The organism is Francisella-like endosymbiont, from assembly GCF_003069505.1.
Classification (GTDB): Bacteria; Pseudomonadota; Gammaproteobacteria; order Francisellales; family Francisellaceae; genus Francisella.
On record NZ_QAPC01000001.1, the window covers coordinates 315895 to 336429 of the forward strand.

Consider the following 20535-nt stretch of genomic DNA (forward strand, 5'->3'; position numbering starts at 1 on the left):
AAAATGATATTTATTCACCCTGCTTTTAGTGGTTGTGAAATATATCAAGATTTTATTGATAGGCTTTCTAATGATTATAACTGTATTGGTATAGATAACTATAATATTTATAATGAAGACAAAATTGATAATCTATCAAAACTATCTAGTTTTTATATAAATCAGTTAAATCTATCTAAAAATGAAACCGTATATATGTTTGGCTGGTCTTTAGGTGGCGTAATAGCTATAGAAATGTCTTATCAATTAGAAAGACAAGAATTTAGAAATATTAAGGCTATTATTTTAAATTCTCATTTTTCTACAGGCCGGGTATTTGAACATCATCCTCAGTTTGATCCTAATAAAGGTGGTAAAATTATAGATGAAGTCATAAAAAAAATAGTAGCTAATTTCGATCAAAAACATATTAATAGAGTCTTATCAGCTAAAGATACTGAATTTAAACTAGGGCAAAGTACTCCTACTGGAAGGTTAAAACATACTGAAATATGTTTTTTCAGGGCTATGGATAATCCAGGATATAAAATAAAAGATAATAACCTGAGTAAATACAGTAAAAACTTTAGTTTTATACCTATTACAGGTGATCATATGCAATTAATGCCCCAGATTATTAAAAATTGGCACAATTATCAAAAGTCATTTGCTAATTTTGATTTTGGTTGACATTATCAACCAATACAAATGAGAAAAAATGCTATCTTAAGATTAATTAACACATATAAGAAAGTCACCTTATCTATTTGTACAACTATTATTATTAGTAGTGCTTATATATTAGAAGTATTTGATTTTGTCATTGAACCATTAGCATAATTAAGATTTTTTATTTAAAAGGCTGTTGAATAAATATCAAGTTTTAATTAAAGACTGTAAACCATATCTATATTTACTGAATGAAGAATATTTTTTACTTAAATACTTTTCGTCTCACCTGTTAATTATGCTATATATGCATCTTTTTCTATTATTGGAAAAATTTCAAAAAAACATAATTGGAAATAGGTTGGAGAATAATTAAAAATTAATTAAGGACAACTTCCTAATATATTGATTATAAAAATAATATTGTTATGGCTATTTTTCTGGATTTGGAAATGTCATTCCAAAAAATCTACTATCAAGGGAAAAAAATTTTGATTTAAAAAAATATATCTAACTCATCTCTTAATTATATTGTTAAATCACAATCTTGTGAATTGACTAATTGAATAGTTAAATAGCTGTTCTAGTTTAACTGTAACCAATAGCTTAAAAATCATGATACTATTATAACTTGACCTGCCTTGATTTGAGCTATCTTGAAGATATACCTTTAAGAGTTTTTCTAAATTTATCAAAGTTTGTAAGCTTATTTAGCTTCACAAATTTATTATTAGTGCCTATTGACTTTTCTATTTCCAAGAAGAAATCCTATTATAAAAAATAAAGCATTTAATTGTTCCTAATATAGCTCTTTGATAAAGAACCTATGGATTAGTAGTTTTATAGACTTAATTTTCTGTGAAAAATGTTTATGTAAGTTTATGTTAATCCTAAATTGTAATCTAGAATCAGCTAAGTTCTGACGAAATCTATCGGTTAGAGTGTTGGAACATAGTCATAGTCATAGCCATAGCTAATATCTACCGTCTTTTGAGTTACTGAACCATCAGCTAACTCGATTGCTAAAGAGAATTTGTCGCTTTTATTTAACTTTCTAAAGATATTAATAAGTTGCTCTATAGATATATAATCACATATAATCAGAATGTAACCAAAAACTAAAAATATGATCTTGTAAACTAAAATATTCTGATTTAGCTGCAAAAGTTAGTTGTACTCCTTGAACTTGTGTTTCAACATTAACTACTTCAAATGGTAATATCCGTGTCGAAATTGATAAATATAAAATTTGCTTTTGTTTTAGTATATCAACCCTAACTTGCTGTTCTAGATCAATGTAATTACTATCATCTTCTAAATAGCAATCTGATATCTTGATATAACACCCCCTGAAATGTACGAGTTAACATATGAGGAAAATGACTCTTTACTTTAGATGAATACAGACATCTTGTATAATTTCTAAAATTTTTTTCTAGTTGTGTCTGTAACTGATTAAGGGCACTCATGATCTCTTTTACAGTAATATTATTATTCTGAGAGAATCCATTCATAAAATACCTTACTAAATACTATTTGTTAAGCCAATTGGATAATCAATATCAAAAGAAACCTTTGTATTGTCATTATTAAAAACTCCAAGTAAAAGTATTACCATTATGAGCTGCTGATTTTAATAACTTCCAAAAAGACCAACTACCTTCTTTTGCTTGTTCTGCTACGAGATTTTTATTGTTACTAACTAGAGCAGTTGATGAAACTTTATCTAGCCACCACTGGACTTCAAAAGTTTGCTTAACACCACTAACACCAATATCAAAGATACTATTTTTATCCTTAAAGGATTACCAAGATGTTTCAAAATGATCATAACTTGGTAAAAGCTGAGGTAGTTAAAGTAAACTTTATTGGTTTTGATTTACCGTTAGTATACCAAAGAAGTTGTACTAACTCTTGTATCTTTTAGTATTCCTTGAACTGCTTATCAGTAAGCCATTTATCACTATTATAGTTCTTTAATTAGTATGGCAATCTTTACATAAGACTCCCAAAATGAACTTTACTTACCAATCATATTTGTTAAGGCATCAACACTTATCTCATCGTTAGAGTTTTCTTTAAATGAGAAAGAGTCAAATATTTTATTATATGTTGGTTCTAAGTTTTTATCCCAATAGTTTTGAACATATTGCTCAAGTAATTTTGTTGTTACTTGCTCACAAGCTAGGACAGCTGATCAAATTCTGGAGTTGATTTAACAGCTTTTAAAAACTCATTCATATCTGCTTGAAAAGAATAATTACTATTATGGTAAAGTTCTATAAGCATTTGTGGATCGGACTTTGCTTTATTTAACAGATCAATATATTTATCGAGAAATTTATTATAATCGTTAATATTATTTATAAAAGTTACTAACCCACTTAAATCTATTTTCAGACAAAAATAAATCTTTTACTTCTAGAACATTTTTCTGAATAGTTGACATTGTGGATTTTAAATCTGTTGATGAGTTAATTTCTTTTAATCTTAGTACAAACTATCAACATCATTAAATTTAACTTCTAGCATTTGAGTTATCTGCTGATAAAATTGTTATAAGCTACTATTTTAATTCTTATTTGGTAAAAGCTCTATTGCTTGAGCATAACTAGTATCAAAAACCCAGCTGTATCAATAACAATATTACAGACTCTTTCAATATTATACTTATTTGTTTGGGTAAAAACCCAATTATAGTGATTTTTTATAAATATTGAGATCATTTCAATATAATCTTTTAATAAATTTTTAATAAATAGGTTCTAATATGCTCAATTATACCATTTCTATTTATAACACTATAACCATTAGACTGTATACTAAGTTGTATCAGCTTAAAACCGAGATTTGTCGCTAATGAACCAATAAATGCTGGTGGTAAAGCCGCTTTTAAATAGCTAAGAGGAGCCTGAACTTACTTCACTCAAAAGTTGATGAATATGTTCTCTGCTATTACGTCTGTATATTTATTAGACTGATCAATAAGAGTACTCATCTTAGTAGTATCTTTAGAAGTTTTAAAAGCACTTTCTATTTTATCTTTAGTATCTGTACCTATATTATTACTGTTGTTACATGTTTTTTTCTTTATCTGCTTGTGCTTTTAAAGCCTAACCTAATTACTATACTTGCCAAATATTTCGTTATCTAAAAAACTCTTAACTTGACTTTTAATTGTTAATTGATCTCTACATAAGAATGCCCATAATTTTTCTATATTTGAAACATGTTCATTTAAATTATGAATACCGTGAGTATCTGCTAGCAGTGATGTATTAAGGTTAGATAATGCAGTTCCAACCTTCTCTTTTCATATCAAAGTAATCATTATAAATACTTTGAGTATTTTGAGCGTTTTGGACATTATCTATTACTGAAGCATAATGAAAAACAACTAAGGTTATAAATAAGTAATGACTAGTAATAAAACATTTTTTAGAATTTTCTTTCGCTAGCTGTATTAAATTTTTAAATTAGTAAAAAAAGTATTAAGTTTATCATCTCTATTTAAAATTGTCTTAATACGATTAGCTTGTTCGACTTCAGAACTTGCTATATAATTTGTATGAACCCCTTGATTTTTTAACATTCATTGCTAAATTCCCTAGAGTTTTACTTACAAAGTTTTTATTTGATTGTAAGTTATAAAGTTCAATAAAATTATCAATTCCTTTTAAGAAAGCTAACTTCAAAACTTCTTCAGAAATAAGTTTAAATTCCATGGCTAAGTCTCCTTTAAATATTAGTTGTATGTTTTTGGAATAGTTATATTTATTAATTAATTTTTACTTCCATTATAAATCGCTTAAACTCCCTTATACTTTATTTTCGATATAAAAATATTAATAACTGAAATTGCCTGAAATATTTCTGATATGTAACAGTTTGTATCTTTTTAGATCTAAATATAAAGAAATCATCAATTTAATTGAGACTACTTATATGTTTTCCCTATTTTTATTTCTGTTATTTAATTGTGATTGTTTATTCTTGAATAAAATGTGAAAACTTCTAATAATCATCAAGAATTTTTATCATTATTTGACTAAACTTCTCTGCAGTATCACTTTCCTCAGCGCGAGCATAGTGCAAATCAAAAAGTGATAATTTACTTCTAAATACAAAATCAATAAAGTTAGTTGGATCTGAAGCAACATCCTTCATTGTTTTTTGAGAATTATTTTGAATATAATTTACTATATTGTCAGACCTTAACTCTCCATTAGTCGCACGTCTATCTGAAAGATAAAATTCTTTATCTTTATACTTTATCAAATTATAATCTTTTTGAAGTGTGCGATTTCTTTGTATAAGTTTCCAATACTTAAATTCTGTGTCCATAAATACATGATCTTGTAACTGTTGTAAACAAAAGTGTATAATAATTGTAGGTAAATTAAGCCTTAGTTCGAGGGTGTAGTAGTTTGTAACTATTTTTAAATAAAATTTTATGGAGAACTTTTAATGAAACTTTTTCTTAAAAAGATTTGGAATATTTTAATGTGGGCAAGGATAACAGCATTTCAACTTTACTCTTTTGCAGTAATTGGTGGCTGTAGTATCCTCATAAATATTTTTGCATTTTTTAAACTACCTTTAGCATGGAGAATGGCTGTTTGCTATGTATGGACTTATCTTTATTGGATAGGTATGTTAGTCTTTTTACAAGTCTTCATTCGTATAACAGGTCGTGTAAATATAGATAAAGATTACCCGTGTATCTATGTTTCTAAACACCAATCTATGCTTGAAACTTTTATGTTTTATGGATTGCTTGGCAAATGTCATTTTATCATGAAGCAAGAGCTTTTTGAAACTCCGATTTTTGGTTCTGCTATGAAAAACTTAGGTAGTATTGCCATAGATAGAGATAAACCAAGAGAATCATTAAAAAAAGTTGTCACAGATGGAAAACAGAGTTTGGCTGATGGTATAAATGTGGTTATTTTCCCTGAAGGAACACGAGTTAATGTTGGTGAATACCCAGAATTTAAGCGTTCAGCAATGAAATTAGCAGCAGATGCTAATGTATATATTATTCCTGTTGCGCATAATTTTGGTAGATTCTTTCCAAAAAAATGGGGACAAGTTATAAAACCTGGTATAGCTAGGATGGATTTCGGTAAGAGAATAGATCCTAGAGATTTTGACTCAAAAACTCTAACAAGCTATTGTCATAAAGTCATAACTGAGAAAACTAAAGAGTTTAACGGTTAAAAGAGGTAAACAGATGAAAAAGATAGTTCATCTACTACTAGTAGCAAGAATGCAAGTTTTTAAAATATATGCATATATTGTGCTACTGCTATGCTGTATTTTAATGAATATAGTGGGAGTTTTAGGTGCTTCTTTAAAGGTTAGACTATTTGTCTGCTGGATATGGTCTTGCTTATACCGTTTAGGCGTACTTATCCTGTTGCAAATATATGTAAAAATAGATGGTAAAGAAAATATTCCTAACTATCCGTGTATCTATGTTTCTAAACACCAATCTATGCTTGAGACTTTTATTTTTTATGGTGTAGTGCGCAATTGTTGTTTTGTCATGAAACAAGAACTTCTTGAGAAACCAATCTTTGGGAAGGCTAATATTTTTGCTAAAGCAATAGGAATAGATAGATCTAAAGGGATTTCAGCAATTAAAAAAGTACTCGAAGATGGTAAAGATAGAGTGTTAAATAAAAATCTTAGTATCGTAATATTTCCTGAGGGAACTAGAGTCTCTGTAGGTGAATATCCAAAATTTCATCGTTCTGCAATGAAATTAGCAACGGTTACAAGTATACCAATTATACCTGTGGCACATAATTTTGGCTTTTATTTTGGGCGTAAAAAAGGTGATTTTATTAAACCTGGTATTGCTAGAATGTCTTTTGAAAAGCCTATAGATCCTAAAAACTATTCTGTCGCTGAATTAACAGATTTGTGCTATGACATCATTAATGATAAAACAAAATCTTTTGGTGGCTAAAATTCTTATTTGATACAAAATTCAGCAATAATTGGATTATGGTCAGATATTTTTTTACAATCTAGCACCGCAGCTTTTTCAAGATTTAACCCTCGATACAAAACAAAGTCTAAGTGGTTATTTTGGAAAGATTTAACCAACTGAGGTTCATCTATAAATGTCACTTTAAAACAGAATTCTCGACAAAAATCTTTTATTAGCTTAACTCGTTTTCTATTCCAAGTATTAAAATCTCCGGCAATTATAATTGGATATTTGTATTTATCTGGAGCGATAAATTCTTTTATTTTCTCAAACTCATACTCATAAACTTTATTACTTTTAAAGTTTATCGCATGGATATTTACAACGATTAATTTAGTATTGTTGATACCTAGATGTGTTATCAAAGAAGCTTTGTGTGTATTTATAACTGACTCACGATGAGTTGTAAGTATTTTGATATTCTTTAACACTGGATAATGACTAGCAGTTGCCACACCATAGTTATGTGAACGTAATATAATATTTGAAGCAAAATTTACATAAAATTTATCTATAGGAAACTTACTATCATGGTGATGAACGGCTTCTTGCAAGCAAAAAATATCAACATTATAGTTAAAATATACATGTCTGATATATGCACTAAAAGCCTCAGAATCTTTATAATCTATCTTATAGGAATTCCAACTCATCAAGCAGAATTTTCTAGATTTATTATCTTTTGAGTTTACTGCAAACATCTAAACACTTAGCGCTGGCTTAGCATAGTTTTATTATATATTAAAATTATTAGATAAAATCATATTAGTTAGGATCTGTTTCAATAAATCTCAAAATTATATAACCCAAAAACCCTTAAAGAACTGAACCTACAATTACACCTATTTTTATAGCATTTAGTAAATAATTATCATTAAAGGCAAAAACTCCTATAAACAACTCATGGTAAAGCCTATACCACACAACAAGCTTATACCATATAGCTGTAAATTTGATAAAGATTCGCCAAGTTTAAACAATTTTAATTTCTTAAAAATTGCTAATATTGAAAAAATACTAAGCTGTTTACCGACAAATAAGCCCAAAATAATACCTAGCGTAATAGGTTTAAACAGTATAGAAAAATTTATCCCAACAAAAGTTATACCAGCATTAGCAAAGGCAAAAACTGGCAGTATAAAATGATAATCCAAGGATGAAGTTAAACCTCCTAAAATCAGCTGGAAAATCTTTATCACCCTCTCTAAAAGGTGTACACAGTATGGTAGTAAAACCAGCTAAAGTCGCATGCACCCCAGATTTAATCGTACAAAAACAAGAAAAAAAGCCAAGCACAACATATACTGAACTTCTATTTACCTTAAAAATTCAATTGCAAATAATCATCTCAATGATAAAAAGTGTTCCTAAAGATAACGGAAAGTAAAGATAAAGATTTGGTATAAAATATTGCTATGATTGCTATTGAAGCTATATCATCAAAAATAGCTATAGTAATAACCAACAATTTTAATTTAGCTGGAACTCTCACACCTAGTAATGCTAATATTTCCAAAGTAAATGCTATATCTGCAGCTGATGGTATTGCCCAACCATTAATAAGTTTAATATCATGATTTATTGATAAATATATCAAGCTTGGCATCCCAAATCTGCAAATGCTTCTATGGCTGGTGTTATTACATTTGATAGCTTTGAAAGGATCCCCAACGATAATTTCTCTTTTTATTTCTAAACCAATATACAAAAAATATAGTGCCATTAAACCATCATTAATCCAATGCATTAGATTTTTATCAATTACTAGGTTTTCTATCCCAAGTTTTACATTGATAGTTTCAAGCATTGCATAGTAGCTTGCTAGTGGCGAGTTATTGACAACAATAGCTAATAACACCGTAGAAAAAAGAATTAAACCACCAATGAGCTCTTGATTTTTTTGACTTGCACTCATATTTATTGGTTACTTAGATATTTGTTTATTATTTATTATCCAATAGCTTAAGATATAATTCTACTTATACAAAAATTATTCACAACCAATGAAAACCCTCCCAAAAGCTTGGTATGCTATAGTTCATATTAACGAAATTAAATCTAAACCTCTCAAACTAAAAGATTTGGTAAAAACCTAGTAATTTGGCGGGACTCAGGAAAAATAGTTGCAATGTAAAACCGTTGTCCTCACTGTGGAGCTGAATTAAGCTTAGGTAGGATTTGTGATAATGCTATAGCATGTCCATTTTATGGTTTTAGGTTTGACCAGCATGGCAACTGTATATTTAACCCAGAGACACAAGTAGCTATTCCTAAATTAAAAATAAAATATTTCCAATCAAAGTTGTTGTAGATATGATTTGGATAAATATTTTTGATGAAGAGCTTGATAATAGCTATGCCTTTGAATTTGCTCAACACTTATGATGATGATTTTGCTGGTAAATATTCACTACTTACAGATATTTAGCATAACAATATCCGTCACTGTATCGAAAACCAACTCGACTATATGTACTTTTAGCTACGGTGCATAAAAAATCTATTGGTAGAGGATATAAAATTCCTCAAGATATAACCCTAAATATCACATCTGAATATATAGAAGCTTTAAAGCAGCAATGTATAATTTTGAAATATATATACCCTAACTTTTGGCTTCTAAATAACGATGATAAACTAAAAATTTGTGTTTACTTTGCACCAATTAATGAACATCCGACAAAATTATATTTAGTAAACTACCGTAAAGTTTATGACTAGTAAAATAATCAAACCTTTAGCTAATTTAATCTTTAGTATAACCAATAAAATAATACTTAAAGAAGATAAAAGAATTATTAAAACTCAAAAATATGATGATAACTACAATACTCAAGATTTCTTACTACGCCACGATCAAATTATCAAAGAATTTAGAAAGATTTGGAATGACTAAAAAATCAAAAAACATTCTCAAAATATCACAAATACTATACAATCAAAATATATTCTAAAATTTTATAAGGCTTATGAAATACAGTCTATTAGTTAGAGTTTTACATGCTTTACTTGCTTTTTTGATAATAACACAACTTATTTTAGGCTTTGGCTATACTAGCAATTTTTTGACTCTGGCTGGATTATAAATCTACATAAATCTTTTGGAGTTGTAACCTTTTTTGTGATTCCTTTACTAGTTATAGCTAGAATTATAAGCGTTAGGCCTGCGTATAAGCCTCCATTACCACTATTTCAATTACTAATAGCTAAAGTTGTACATTTAGGGATATACATCTCAGTATTTAGCATAGCATTTTCTGGAGTTGTAGGTTCAATGCTCACGGCCTTTTCATGGAAGGTATTTTTTATTATCCCATTTCCAGCTATTAACAACAAATGTCCCTTTAGGAGCAGAGGTTTTTAGTTATCATTATGTTTTTGCTTCAATACTATTTATATTAGTTATTATTCATATAGCGGAGTCTTTATTTCATCAACTAATAGTGAAAGATAATATCTTGAATACAATGAAATAATTTAATAAGTATATAAAAGGAAAACAAAAAATAAATGTGCTACAAAAAAACAAGGTAAAGCACTACTATTATAAAGTTTAGGCGGTATGCTTGAATTTTATAATTTTATTATATACGCTCTTCTTGCTAGTTATATTTCTAAGCTTTTCTTTCCAGTTCAATCGGCGATTACATCCTTATTAGTTCCTTTTAGTACTTATGTCTTGTAGACTATTTAGTGATATTATTTTCGGTCATTTTGGTGATAAATATTGAAGAAAAAAACTTTCACAATCTCTATTTAATTATGGCTTTATTAACTTTTTTGATTGGTATATTACCTACTTATAATAGTGTTGGTATATGGTAAATATTTTGCTTGTACTATGTAGGATAGCTCAAGGGATTTCTGTAGGGGAGTGAAATACCTGGTGCTATTACTTATGTTGGTCAAGCTGTTCCTGATAAAGGTGGTTTTATGCCTACGGTAATTTTTGGGTTCTTGATACTTGGAGTTGCTATAGGTTTTATTCTCTAAAGCTTACTATTAAAGTTCTTCACACGCTAGACAATGCTCTTTTATGGCTGGTGTATACCTTTTATTTTAGGTGGTCTATTTGGGCTAATTGCATAATATCTTAGACGTTACTTATTGATGTCAAAGATTTCGGTCCATTTATAAAAGTGGAGTTTTCTCTACCTATTACAAAGATGTTTCTAACTCATAGCTAGAACTTAATCTATTCATCGATAATAGTCTCTTTCGGTGCTCTTTGTTGGGGTAATATTCCTGCGATGCTAATTGATTTATTTAAGCAAGATGTTCAGCTATACAGGTATAAGGTTTTGCTTATAATTTAGGTTTTGCAGTTTTTAGTGGTCTAACTCCAATGATTGTAATCAGCCCCATAAAATTCTCAAACAATAACCTAGCTCCTGCATACATACTAACTATCGGTGCGATAATCACACTTATAGCAATGATTATAAACTTTTTGATCCAAAGAAAAACAGTTTTAAAATAGTTATTTTAAACTCAATACTATACTAAAAAAGTATCTAAAGCAGTTCTCAAAATCGGTAACTTGTCTAGCGTAGATATTGAGTCTTTTGAGTTTTGGTTTCCTATTGCTGCAAAAGAAAGTATTTTAGAACAAGCAAAGCTAGAAATTATACATGAGCAATCCATAGCAAAGTGCAGGACTTGTAAGCGTGAATTTGAATTAACTAAACTATACGAGCAGTGCCCAAACTGTCGCAGTTTAAAGAAAGATATTCTTAAAGGTAAAGATGTGTTCGTAGAGTCGATAGTTTTTAATTAAGGAGTTAAATGTATACAACTTGTGGCTGTGACGATAGCTAAAATCATCACCACCATCACCATACAGATGATGCTATTAAGTTAGAAAAAGCAATATTAGAGCAAATGATCAATATGCTCAGCAAAATAGAGATGTATTAGCTAAAGATAATAAATATTGCGCTTAACTTTGTATCAAGTCCTCGCTCTGGTAAGACATCTCTACTTAAGAGAACTAATTAAAGAGCTTGATAGTGAGTATCCTATCGCAGTTGTTGAGGGCGGTCAACATACTGATCTTGATGCAGAAAGAATCCGTAAGACGGGAATAGAAGCTTATCAAATCAATACTGGTAAAGCTTGTCACTTAGATGCCCATTGGTCATGCTTTTGAACATCTGGGTGATATTAAAAATGGTTTTGTAATGATTGAAAATGTTGGTAATTTAATCTGTCCAGCAATGTTTGACCTTGGCGAAAAGCATCGTGTCGTGGTTATCTCAACTACAGAAAGTGCAGATAAGCCGCTTAAATACCCTGATATGTTTCATTATGCAAATATAGTTGTTATCAATAAAACAAATCTTATTGAAGATGTTGATTTTGATATCCAAGAATGTATCGCAAATATTAAAAAGATTCGTTCATGTCAAAATATTTGAGTTATCTGTAAAAACTGGTGCTGGTTTTAATAGTTGGTTGGACTGATTAAGGTCTTTGAAATAAAGTTAATTAATAAAATTATTTTAAAAACTAATGTATCAATAACTAACAAATAGGTAAATTATGAAAACATTAGAACAAGGGCAATTAGTTCCAAACTTTAAACTAGAGAATCAAAATCAAGAGTAAGTATAATTAAGTGACTTCACGGGCAAAAGAAATGTACTAATTTACTTTTACCCCAAAGCGATGACTCCTGGGTGTACAGTCCAAGCTATAGACAAAACGCCTAAAAAAGTTTGAAGAGAAAGATAACTTATCAGTACAACTTCTAAGTGATGAAGATCATCATGTTGCCGAGCTATATGGTGTATGGAGCGAAAACAAATTTATGGAAAAAGTATATGATGGAATCCATAGAATAAGCTTTTTCATTGATACAGAAAACAAAGTACAACATGTATTCGAAGGATTTAAAACCAAAGAGCAGCATGATCTAGTATTAGACTATACCGAGAGCCATAAAACTCATAACCTGTAAAAATCTTCGTAACAAGAAAGCGGTATAAGTTGTCATAGACAACAAAACCACTTTACTAAAAGTGGAAAAAATGCAATAAGTCATAACAAAAATTCTCGCCAATGGTATAGGCTTTTACCCTTTTATCTATTACCTTGCAAAAGAATTAGGCTTAAATGGCTCGGTACAAAACACCCAAAATGATGTTGAAATAATTCTACAATGTGATGAGTCTGTTGCAGATAGCTTCATAGATAATATGAAATCTAAGCTACCTCCACTAGCCTAGTATAGAAACTATTGAGAAGACAGTTTGTCAGACTGAAAATAACTTTACAGATTTTAATATTTTAGAAACTCAGCAAGGCAATTCTATTACTAAAATTCCTGCTGATACAGCTAGTTGTGATTTGTGTTTAGATGATATTTTTAACCCTCAAAGTCGTTACTATCTATATCCATATATAAGCTGCTATATTCACTATGGACCAAGATTTAGCACAATACAAAGTCTACCTTATGACAGAGATAAACCACCTATGTTGATTTTCATTATGTAATGACTGTTAAATCAGTTATATAAATCCTTTAGATAGACATTACCATGCTCAAGCCGTTGCATGCTATAAATGCAGTCCAAAATTGTAAAAGAAAAAAATATCCAAAATATCTCTGTAGAAAGTGCTGATAGACCCGGTTTAAATTTACTGACTTATCTAGATGATAGCTACGATAAAGTCATTCTTATAGATGCTGTATATGCCAAAGTAACACCTGATAGAGAATTCTATTTCAAAGCTAAAGATATCCTTGTTTTTTTATCATCTCATAGTGTTGGTGTAGCCCCATCTTTAGCATTAGCTGATCCTATTAGGGTAGATATTGATAATGTCGAGTTTTATGGAGTAGAAGCACAAAGAGTTTTTGAAAAAGACGAGGTGCTTTCTGATGTGGTTAAGAAAACTATAGACATAATACTTGATAAAATTTTATACAAAGTTGGAATTACTTTTTGATCCCTCCATTAAAGAAGCATTATTTAATGTTATATTTGCAATCCCCTCTAAAGCTTCTTTAGTTAAAAAAGCTTGATGAGCAGTTACTAAAACATTTGGAAATGTGAGAAGTCTTTCAAAAATATCATCAGTCAAGATTTCTCCGGACATGTCTTTAAAGAAAATATCTTTTTCATACTCATATACATCTATAGCTAACCCAGCTATAGATTTAGATTTAAGAGCTTCTATAATAGCTTTGGTATCAATTAATGCTCCACGACTTGTATTAATTATGAAAGCAGAAGGTTTTATTAAACCAAGAGATTTTTGGTCAATTATATATTTAGTATCATCATTTAAAGGGCAATGTAAGCTTATAACATCAGCTTTCTTAAATATAATATTTAAATCTACTAACTTAGCATATACAGGTATATCACTTTTGTTTATAAAAGAATCATACACTAAAATTTTTCCACCAAATCCAGACATAATTTGACCAAAAGCTTTACCAATACTACCAAAACCTATTATTCCTATAGTTTTTTGATAAATATCAAAACCTTCTAACCCTTCTATATTAAAATTACTTTCTTTGACTCTATTATAAGCCTTATGTATCTTACGATTTAAACACAAGAAAAGTGCTAGGGTATGCTCAGCAACGGAAAATGGTGAGTATGCTGGTACTCTGGCAACTTTTATACCTAGACTTTTAGCATGGACAACATCAACATTATTAAAACCAGCACACCTTAGAAGAACATTTTTGACTCCAATGTTGTCAAGTTTATCTAATACATTTGCATCACAAACATCGTTTACAAAGATACACACAGCATCATAGCCTTTAGCGAAGATAACTGTTTCTTGATTTAAAGGATAATCACTAAAAGTTAGTCGATGATTAGAGTTCAGTTTACAAAAGTACTCTTTGTCATACTTTTTTGTGGAGTAGAAAAATATTTTCATAAAAATATCCTTAGTGGTTTTATTTCTAATTTTATCAACTATATATCAAAGCTGGGTATTTTTAAATAGTGAAGCAAATTTAAAAAGATGAAATAATTTCTGATGTAATTAAAAAATAGGTATTATGATTGATAAAACTATAACTAATCTATTGCTTTTGCAGTAAAACACAACCAAACTGTAGAATTTAGTAATATAGGTTTTAAAAATATTTAATCCTAAAAATTAAGCTTTTATTCAAATATTCTTGGTTTTGAGAAAATATATATAGACCAAACTTCAAATCCAAATATGGTATAAAGTTGGAGATTTTTGCCTTCACTTAATACTTTCAGAAACAATGACTAGATCCTATATAGATCCAATAAATCAAACAGCTCAAACACACTTCGCAATAGATCTAAATTATAAAGATTATTCTGAATATTTAACAAATTTAAAGTCTTTAGATACTGGAATAACAAGTGAAGAATTTAGTAAAGAAATAAATACAAAACAAACTTTTTTCTATGATACTAGTTTTAGTATTATTGAAATAAATAATGAAATAAAGTAGAAACTAATCTATAGATATTCTCTTATACTTAATCTTAGTAATAGCATCATACTTATCACCAAGACGGCGTTTTTTGTCTTCTATATAAGTATCGTAGTTACCCTCAAACCAAACTACTTCACTATTACCCTCAAAAGCAAGTATGTGAGTTGCAACATGGTTTAGAAACCACCTATCATGTGAGATAACCATAATACAACCAGGGAAGGCTAATATAGCTTCTTCTAGAGCTCTTAAAGTATCTATATCAAGATCGTTTGTTGGCTCATCTAGTAAGATAACATTACCACCACTTCTAAGTAACTTAGCAAGATGCACACGGTTTCTCTCACCACCTGATAGTTGAGAAACATATTTCTGCTGGTCAGCACCTTTAAAGTTAAATCTACCGACATATTGGCGTGATGGGATAGTGTATTTACCAACTGTGATCACATCTAAACCATCAGCAATTTCTTCCCACACGGTTTTGTTATCATCTAGAGCATCGCGTGATTGATCTACATAAGCTAGATGCACTGTTTCACCAAGCTCGATCTCGCCACTATCAGGAGTCTCTTGTTCTGTAATCATTTTGAAAAATGTTGACTTACCAACTCCATTAGCACCAATGATACCAACGATAGATCCAGCTGGAACATCCATATTTAGATGATCGATAAGTAGCTTATTATCAAATGATTTAACGATATTTTTAACCTTAATTATATTCCTACCCAGTCTTTCTCCTGGTGGAATATATAATTCTTGTGTTTCATTACGCTTTTGGAACTCTTGTGAACTTAACTCATCAAACTTAGCAAGTCTTGCTTTTGATTTAGATTGACGACCCTTAGCATTTTGACGCACCCATTCTAACTCTTCTTTTAGAGCTTTTTGGTGAGCAGTTTCACGCTTTTCTTCCATCTCTAAACGTTTCTCTTTTTGCTCTAACCATTGTGTATAATTACCTTTAAATAGTATACCTTCGCCTCTATCAAGCTCAAGAATCCATTCAGCAACATTATCTAAGAAATATCTATCATGCGTAACAGCTACAACAGTACCTTTGTATTCTGCTAAGAATTTCTCTAACCACGCTACAGATTCTGCATCTAAATGGTTAGTAGGCTCATCTAGTAATAAAATATCTGGAGCAGATAATAACAATTTACATAATGCAACACGACGAGCTTCACCACCTGATAATTTAGTAACATCAGCATCCCAAGGTGGTAAGCGTAAAGCTTCTGCAGCAACCTCTAGTTTACGCTCTATTTCCCAAGCTCCAGCAGCAGCTATCGCATTTTGTAGCTCACCTTGCTCTTCAAGAAGTTTAGCCATTTCATCATCAGACATAGGCTCACAGAATTTGATACTGATTTCATCAAATCTAGTAAGCATATCTTGTAAGTGCGCAAGGGCTTCTTCAACATTACCACACACATCTTTAGTTGGATCAAGTTTTGGTTCTTGTGGTAAATAGCCTATCTTTACCCCTTTGCGTGGCGTTGCCTCACCGACAATCTCTGTATCAAGACCGGCTATAATTTTAAGAAATGTTGATTTACCAGAGCCATTAAGACCTAGTATACCAATTTTTGCACCATCGAAAAAAGATAATGAAATATCCTTAAGGATATATTTATTAGGCGGCACAACTTTGTCAACCCTATGTATTGAATATATATATTTTTCAGCCATGAAAATATTTTCTAAAATTTAAGATAGGGAAATTATAACAGATATATAAAATGACTCTATAACTTACAGCTTAAGAAAATAAAAATACACCGAAAAGAATAAGTAAAAAAAGTACAATCAAAAATGTCCTACAAAAGCTTTTAAATGTTATTAATCGCTTTGGATTAAGATTTAATTCTCGCAATCTTTTTTGATATTTTTCTTTTGATTCATCAACTTTTCATTTTATTAGGGTTTAGATCATAATTTTCATCTGTAGAATAGGTTTTAGATATAGGTCCTCCTAGTGGGATACATATTTTATAATAGGCAAAAATATAAGAAATAAAATTCCTAAAATAATAAATAAAACAGTCATGTTGTATTACTTTTAACTATTTTTCATAGTCAATATATTCAATAGAATCACTAGCTAATTCAAACTTAAATATCACCAATCTAAACCTAAAAAGAAACATAACACCTGAAATATTATCTTCTTTAACTCTTCTAAAGATTCATCTGAATATATGTATAAGTCAAACATGCTTTTAAAATCAGTATATAACTTTTCAAAATTTATAGTTTTCATAAAGGTTCATGTTGTAAAATTACTGTATATCTAGATATACATTATGGGAAAGATTATCTCTATTTGTAACTATCATAAAAATAAGTTTTCTAATCATCAAGGTAGCCCTTCACGAATCGAAGCTAAGAAATATTTTTTTAAATTTGTTTTATTAAATATTCAAAAAAGAAAAATAATTTGCAACAAATTACTCTAGCTGATACTAGTATTACTTGCTTACCTTGTGTGCATTTCTCAGGTTGTGGTTTATTTGATAGAAATAAAACTCTGTGGACTAGCTTTGCAATCAAGGATGAAAATAAAAAATATGATTCTCAGGCGATACTGCTTATGGTGAAATATTCAAATAAATTGGTAAAAAACAACATACTTTTGACATAGTCTTAATAGGAATAGCTCCCTATGAACCTCGTGATTTTATGAGTTCTGTCCATGCTACACCAGAGGAAGCTATAAAAATAGCCATAGATATTAAAGCTAATAAAACTATAGGATGTGCATTGAGGATCTATTAGACTTACGCCAGAGCCTTTTTTTGAGCTACCAAAGAGATTTAAACAGGCCACTATAGATCAGCAATATGGTCAAGAAAATACTTTAATTTTAAAGATTGGTGAAACTATAAATATATAAAATTATTTTTAAATATTTCTTGCAAAAACAATCAAAGTTAAACCTAAAATATAAGTTATAAAAATTAATAATATAAGCTTATTTGTGCCTTTTGGAGCTTTAGTAAATTCTTTCGAAATAAACACTTCCAAAAATCTGCTATTATTGTTGCTCCTTGTCCTCAACCATAATAAATACAAAGTCCAGCAATACTGGATGCTATAAAGTTCAAACAAAAGCCAATTCCCCAGATAACACCACCTAAGATACCTATAGTGTGTAACCATGGAGTTCCTTTTGAAAAATAGCCTTTAAATTTAAGTTTTTTGACTGAAATAGTAAATTTAATCATCCAGCCATTGATTATAAAGTTTGATATAAAAATCCCTAACGCAAATATAAAACTAGCTGTATATGGTGTCATCAAATCAGCTTGACGAGCCATAAAATCACTTGATATAGACTTAGTAATTAAAGGATCGAAAAAGCCCATTAAAATACCTGAAATAATTTAAACTATAAAGCTTTTGTTATCAGAAATACGCTTATATATAACCACATCGATAATAATTGCTGCAAGTACACTTAAAACTCTTAAAAATAACACTAGAGGCTGACCTAGAGGTGTTGCTATATAATTTTTACACTTATATAACTAAGGCTAAACCAATAGCTAAAGAAAATGCTACAGCATGCCAGTAATATCGATAGCTGCCACAAGTAATATATTAGCTAAATTAAACTACACCACCCATAAAAGCATAAATAAAACTCTGTAGAGATGCTTGAGATATATCACTAAAGAAAGATCTTTCTTCGGTACCAAAACTTCCCATAGTTATAGCTAAAACAAAAGATACTATCAGAATTCCTAAAGCATAACCCCAATAATATTACTGAAAAGACCACTCTTTTATCGAGAGTTTTTGTGTGTTTGCCTATGATCCCCAACATAGCATAGTAACATGCAAAAAATACTGCAACATCATACGATGTGTAACACCACCATTTTAAATCTCCTATTATCATGTTCTAGCTACATAAATAAACTTCTAAAGTTATCCTGAACTTCTTTCAGGATCTCAATAAAATCAATCTTCAAAGTAAGATGCTGAAATAAACGTACGCTGAACTACTTTCAGTATTCAGCATGGTATTTTTTGTCCTGGCTTGTCTTATAGATTATAAATAAAAAGAAATTATGATTCTAGACTTTTAAACAATTTCAAAAACATTTTTACTAAGGTTTGATACTCTGATTTTTTCAAGAGCCTCTTTCATTATAGTTTGACTAGTAGCATCATAACGCTTCCCACCCATTAAATTACGAGCTAGCCTAGAGCTGCAACTTGATGATTAGTTTTATCAAGCTCTAACACTATATTAGCCATAAAAGCATAACCTAAACCATTTTTATGATGATATTGAGAAAAGTTAGCACTAAATCCACCAATTAATGAATAAACTTTATTAGGATTTTTAAGATTATATGTAGCATGATTCACTAAACTTTTAACAGTTTCTAATGTATTACTATGAGCCATCTGAGCTTGATATAGTAACCATTTATTTATAACCAAATATTCATTCTTCCAGCATTGATAAAACTTACTAATAGCATTATCACGAACCTGTTTATCATTAAACTGTAATAGCAATAGCACTGAAAATGCAGCTTGTTGATCTGTTATATTATCAGCATCATTAAATAATTGTTGTGCTAACTCCGTCCCTATTTTTTGCTCAGTAGCATTAATCAAATAATACAAACACCTTTTAACTTTTGTTTAGCGATTTGTTGTGATGAATCCCAACGATTAAAAGGATTATTATCATATTTGACAATATGTAGTAAATCTTTTTCAGAACGATTGTGCTCTACTTTTACTGGTGCAAAAAAAATCCCTAAATAAAGAAGCCACTGATTTTGCTGAGATATTATTAAAAATATAAGTTTGTTTTTGCTCTTTAAGCTCAATAACTTGCTCTGCGATATTTTCACCAGCTGGAGTAATAAGACCTATTTTAATTGATATATGTAATAATTATTTGACTTGTTGATCAGCAATTGGCAGTATGTTTTGCTACAAAGTTAAGCTGTAAATTTGACCATCTGCATTGTATTTCTGCGTAACTTTAATATTTGGTGTACCTGATTGGCTATACCATCTTTTAAATAAGCTAAAATCACAATTATTTGCTCTGCCATAGAATTGACAAAATCATCGTAAGTAACTACCTAATCATACCTTTTTGGAAACCATCTTCGCCTAGTAGGGTATGAATCATTCTAATTACTTCTGCAGCCTTATTGTAAACAGTAACAGTATAGAAATTATTCATTTCAATATATGAACCAGGGTGGATAGGATGAAACATTTGACTAGCATCTTTGGCAAATTGCGTACTTCTGATTATGCAAACATCATCAATACGCTTTACATCTCTTGAATTCAGATAAGAGTATTGAGTACTCCAACAAGCTCATTAACCATTTTTCGAAATGCAACTCTGAGATACTAGGCAAAAACAAGGCTTCGACTCTACTTAGCCGACTTA

Annotated in this window: 21 protein-coding genes and 8 pseudogenes; 16 read left to right on the forward strand and 13 right to left on the reverse strand. The window is 29.7% G+C overall.

The features are described 5' to 3' along the window. Window positions 1–3: 3 nt before the first annotated feature. On the forward strand, window positions 4–669 hold the full coding sequence (locus C9379_RS01790; protein ID WP_343377499.1) for a thioesterase domain-containing protein: 666 nt from the start codon (window positions 4–6) through the stop codon (window positions 667–669). 915 nt (window positions 670–1584) lie between these two features. On the opposite strand, the gene C9379_RS01795 is transcribed toward C9379_RS01790, so the two are convergent. The 4 genes from C9379_RS01795 to C9379_RS01805 all read right to left on the reverse strand — a co-directional run bounded on the left by C9379_RS01795 (window position 1585) and on the right by C9379_RS01805 (window position 4992). Continuing rightward, on the reverse strand, window positions 1585–1812 hold the full coding sequence (locus tag C9379_RS01795) for a hypothetical protein (RefSeq protein ID WP_143384728.1): 228 nt from the start codon (window positions 1810–1812) through the stop codon (window positions 1585–1587). Next, window positions 1739–1987 carry a type VI secretion system baseplate subunit TssF/IglH gene (gene iglH / locus C9379_RS08685; RefSeq protein ID WP_425536915.1) on the reverse strand — a complete coding sequence of 83 codons (249 nt, stop codon included), beginning with the start codon at window positions 1985–1987 and terminating at the stop codon, window positions 1739–1741. Before iglH ends, C9379_RS01795 begins: the two co-directional genes overlap by 74 nt. Window positions 1988–4193: 2206 nt before the next feature. Then, window positions 4194–4373, reverse strand: a complete 180-nt coding sequence (locus C9379_RS01800; protein WP_143384729.1) for a hypothetical protein — start codon at window positions 4371–4373, stop codon at window positions 4194–4196. 289 nt (window positions 4374–4662) lie between these two features. After that, window positions 4663–4992 carry a hypothetical protein gene (locus C9379_RS01805; protein ID WP_143384730.1) on the reverse strand — a complete coding sequence of 110 codons (330 nt, stop codon included), beginning with the start codon at window positions 4990–4992 and terminating at the stop codon, window positions 4663–4665. Window positions 4993–5115: 123 nt separating this feature from the next. Between C9379_RS01805 and C9379_RS01810 the strand changes: the two genes are divergently transcribed. Further along, window positions 5116–5868, forward strand: coding sequence for a lysophospholipid acyltransferase family protein (locus tag C9379_RS01810; RefSeq protein ID WP_143384731.1), 753 nt, complete (start codon window positions 5116–5118; stop codon window positions 5866–5868). 13 nt (window positions 5869–5881) lie between these two features. Continuing rightward, window positions 5882–6622, forward strand: a complete 741-nt coding sequence (locus tag C9379_RS01815) for a lysophospholipid acyltransferase family protein (protein WP_143384732.1) — start codon at window positions 5882–5884, stop codon at window positions 6620–6622. A gap of 5 nt (window positions 6623–6627) precedes the next feature. Here the strand turns inward: C9379_RS01815 and C9379_RS01820 are convergent, their stop codons facing one another. From C9379_RS01820 to C9379_RS01835, 4 genes are all read right to left on the reverse strand, one after another. Then, entirely contained in the window at window positions 6628–7347 is a 720-nt protein-coding gene (locus tag C9379_RS01820; RefSeq protein WP_143384733.1) for an endonuclease/exonuclease/phosphatase family protein, read from the reverse strand. A gap of 189 nt (window positions 7348–7536) precedes the next feature. Further along, window positions 7537–7845 (reverse strand): Na+/H+ antiporter NhaA, encoded by a 309-nt coding sequence (locus C9379_RS01825; protein WP_318263288.1) that lies wholly within the window; start codon window positions 7843–7845, stop codon window positions 7537–7539. Continuing rightward, on the reverse strand, window positions 7760–7942 hold the full coding sequence (locus C9379_RS01830) for a hypothetical protein (protein WP_318263289.1): 183 nt from the start codon (window positions 7940–7942) through the stop codon (window positions 7760–7762). The genes C9379_RS01825 and C9379_RS01830 overlap by 86 nt, the downstream gene beginning before the upstream one ends. Before the next feature lie 52 nt (window positions 7943–7994). Next, window positions 7995–8561 carry a Na+/H+ antiporter NhaA gene (locus tag C9379_RS01835; RefSeq protein WP_318263290.1) on the reverse strand — a complete coding sequence of 189 codons (567 nt, stop codon included), beginning with the start codon at window positions 8559–8561 and terminating at the stop codon, window positions 7995–7997. A gap of 88 nt (window positions 8562–8649) precedes the next feature. Between C9379_RS01835 and C9379_RS01840 the strand changes: the two are divergent. The 11 genes and pseudogenes from C9379_RS01840 (at window position 8650) to C9379_RS01890 (ending at window position 13600) form a co-directional block, all read left to right on the forward strand. Then, a pseudogene (locus tag C9379_RS01840) lies at window positions 8650–9542 on the forward strand (Rieske 2Fe-2S domain-containing protein). A 73-nt stretch (window positions 9543–9615) separates the two neighbouring features. Continuing rightward, window positions 9616–10122 (forward strand): annotated as a pseudogene (locus tag C9379_RS01845) (cytochrome b). Between the two features lie 86 nt (window positions 10123–10208). After that, window positions 10209–11126 (forward strand): annotated as a pseudogene (locus C9379_RS01850) (MFS transporter). Between the two features lie 33 nt (window positions 11127–11159). Next, window positions 11160–11423: pseudogene (locus C9379_RS01855) on the forward strand (hydrogenase maturation nickel metallochaperone HypA/HybF); the annotation flags it as partial. Window positions 11424–11591: 168 nt separating this feature from the next. Then, window positions 11592–11795 carry a GTP-binding protein gene (locus tag C9379_RS01860; protein ID WP_318263291.1) on the forward strand — a complete coding sequence of 68 codons (204 nt, stop codon included), beginning with the start codon at window positions 11592–11594 and terminating at the stop codon, window positions 11793–11795. Beyond that, window positions 11773–12063, forward strand: coding sequence for a GTP-binding protein (locus C9379_RS01865; protein ID WP_318263292.1), 291 nt, complete (start codon window positions 11773–11775; stop codon window positions 12061–12063). The genes C9379_RS01860 and C9379_RS01865 overlap by 23 nt, the downstream gene beginning before the upstream one ends. A 347-nt stretch (window positions 12064–12410) precedes the next feature. Next, window positions 12411–12605 (forward strand): annotated as a pseudogene (locus tag C9379_RS01870) (thioredoxin domain-containing protein); the annotation flags it as partial. A 124-nt stretch (window positions 12606–12729) separates the two neighbouring features. Beyond that, window positions 12730–12873 (forward strand): acylphosphatase, encoded by a 144-nt coding sequence (locus C9379_RS01875; RefSeq protein ID WP_318263347.1) that lies wholly within the window; start codon window positions 12730–12732, stop codon window positions 12871–12873. Window positions 12874–12994: 121 nt separating this feature from the next. Then, window positions 12995–13144 (forward strand): hypothetical protein, encoded by a 150-nt coding sequence (locus tag C9379_RS01880; protein WP_318263293.1) that lies wholly within the window; start codon window positions 12995–12997, stop codon window positions 13142–13144. Window positions 13145–13163: 19 nt separating this feature from the next. Beyond that, window positions 13164–13232 carry a hypothetical protein gene (locus C9379_RS01885; RefSeq protein ID WP_318263348.1) on the forward strand — a complete coding sequence of 23 codons (69 nt, stop codon included), beginning with the start codon at window positions 13164–13166 and terminating at the stop codon, window positions 13230–13232. Further along, a complete protein-coding gene (locus tag C9379_RS01890) occupies window positions 13214–13600 on the forward strand; it encodes a hypothetical protein (protein ID WP_143384735.1) in 387 nt (128 codons plus the stop codon). Before C9379_RS01885 ends, C9379_RS01890 begins: the two co-directional genes overlap by 19 nt. On the opposite strand, the gene C9379_RS01895 is transcribed toward C9379_RS01890, so the two are convergent. Beyond that, entirely contained in the window at window positions 13574–14554 is a 981-nt protein-coding gene (locus C9379_RS01895; protein ID WP_143384736.1) for a 2-hydroxyacid dehydrogenase, read from the reverse strand. The two genes, C9379_RS01890 and C9379_RS01895, sit on opposite strands and share 27 nt — an antisense overlap. Window positions 14555–14894: 340 nt before the next feature. On the opposite strand from C9379_RS01895, the gene C9379_RS01900 reads away from it, so the two are divergent. Next, window positions 14895–15110, forward strand: a complete 216-nt coding sequence (locus C9379_RS01900; RefSeq protein ID WP_143384737.1) for a hypothetical protein — start codon at window positions 14895–14897, stop codon at window positions 15108–15110. Between the two features lie 3 nt (window positions 15111–15113). On the opposite strand, the gene ettA is transcribed toward C9379_RS01900, so the two are convergent. Then, window positions 15114–16793, reverse strand: coding sequence for an energy-dependent translational throttle protein EttA (gene ettA / locus C9379_RS01905; protein ID WP_143384738.1), 1680 nt, complete (start codon window positions 16791–16793; stop codon window positions 15114–15116). Window positions 16794–17167: 374 nt separating this feature from the next. After that, a pseudogene (locus tag C9379_RS01910) lies at window positions 17168–17364 on the reverse strand (hypothetical protein). A gap of 180 nt (window positions 17365–17544) precedes the next feature. Between C9379_RS01910 and C9379_RS01915 the strand changes: the two are divergent. After that, a pseudogene (locus C9379_RS01915) lies at window positions 17545–17997 on the forward strand (MBL fold metallo-hydrolase); the annotation flags it as partial. A gap of 160 nt (window positions 17998–18157) precedes the next feature. Here C9379_RS01915 and C9379_RS01920 read toward each other — a convergent pair. Both C9379_RS01920 and C9379_RS01925 read right to left on the reverse strand, forming a co-directional pair. Then, window positions 18158–18469, reverse strand: a complete 312-nt coding sequence (locus tag C9379_RS01920; protein WP_343377500.1) for a hypothetical protein — start codon at window positions 18467–18469, stop codon at window positions 18158–18160. 722 nt (window positions 18470–19191) lie between these two features. Continuing rightward, window positions 19192–20439 (reverse strand): annotated as a pseudogene (locus C9379_RS01925) (DUF3458 domain-containing protein); the annotation flags it as partial. Window positions 20440–20535: the final 96 nt, after the last annotated feature.

Coding starts and splice junctions, on each gene's coding strand:
- C9379_RS01790 (WP_343377499.1), top strand. CDS start 4: ATGATATTTATTCACCCTGCTTTTAGTGGTTGTGAAATATATCAAGAT.
- C9379_RS01800 (WP_143384729.1), bottom strand. CDS start 4,373: ATGGAATTTAAACTTATTTCTGAAGAAGTTTTGAAGTTAGCTTTCTTA.
- C9379_RS01805 (WP_143384730.1), bottom strand. CDS start 4,992: ATGGACACAGAATTTAAGTATTGGAAACTTATACAAAGAAATCGCACA.
- C9379_RS01810 (WP_143384731.1), top strand. CDS start 5,116: ATGAAACTTTTTCTTAAAAAGATTTGGAATATTTTAATGTGGGCAAGG.
- C9379_RS01815 (WP_143384732.1), top strand. CDS start 5,882: ATGAAAAAGATAGTTCATCTACTACTAGTAGCAAGAATGCAAGTTTTT.
- C9379_RS01820 (WP_143384733.1), bottom strand. CDS start 7,347: ATGTTTGCAGTAAACTCAAAAGATAATAAATCTAGAAAATTCTGCTTG.
- C9379_RS01835 (WP_318263290.1), bottom strand. CDS start 8,561: ATGAGTGCAAGTCAAAAAAATCAAGAGCTCATTGGTGGTTTAATTCTT.
- C9379_RS01865 (WP_318263292.1), top strand. CDS start 11,773: ATGCCCATTGGTCATGCTTTTGAACATCTGGGTGATATTAAAAATGGT.
- C9379_RS01890 (WP_143384735.1), top strand. CDS start 13,214: ATGCAGTCCAAAATTGTAAAAGAAAAAAATATCCAAAATATCTCTGTA.
- C9379_RS01895 (WP_143384736.1), bottom strand. CDS start 14,554: ATGAAAATATTTTTCTACTCCACAAAAAAGTATGACAAAGAGTACTTT.
- C9379_RS01900 (WP_143384737.1), top strand. CDS start 14,895: ATGACTAGATCCTATATAGATCCAATAAATCAAACAGCTCAAACACAC.
- ettA (WP_143384738.1), bottom strand. CDS start 16,793: ATGGCTGAAAAATATATATATTCAATACATAGGGTTGACAAAGTTGTG.
- C9379_RS01920 (WP_343377500.1), bottom strand. CDS start 18,469: ATGGGCTTTTTCGATCCTTTAATTACTAAGTCTATATCAAGTGATTTT.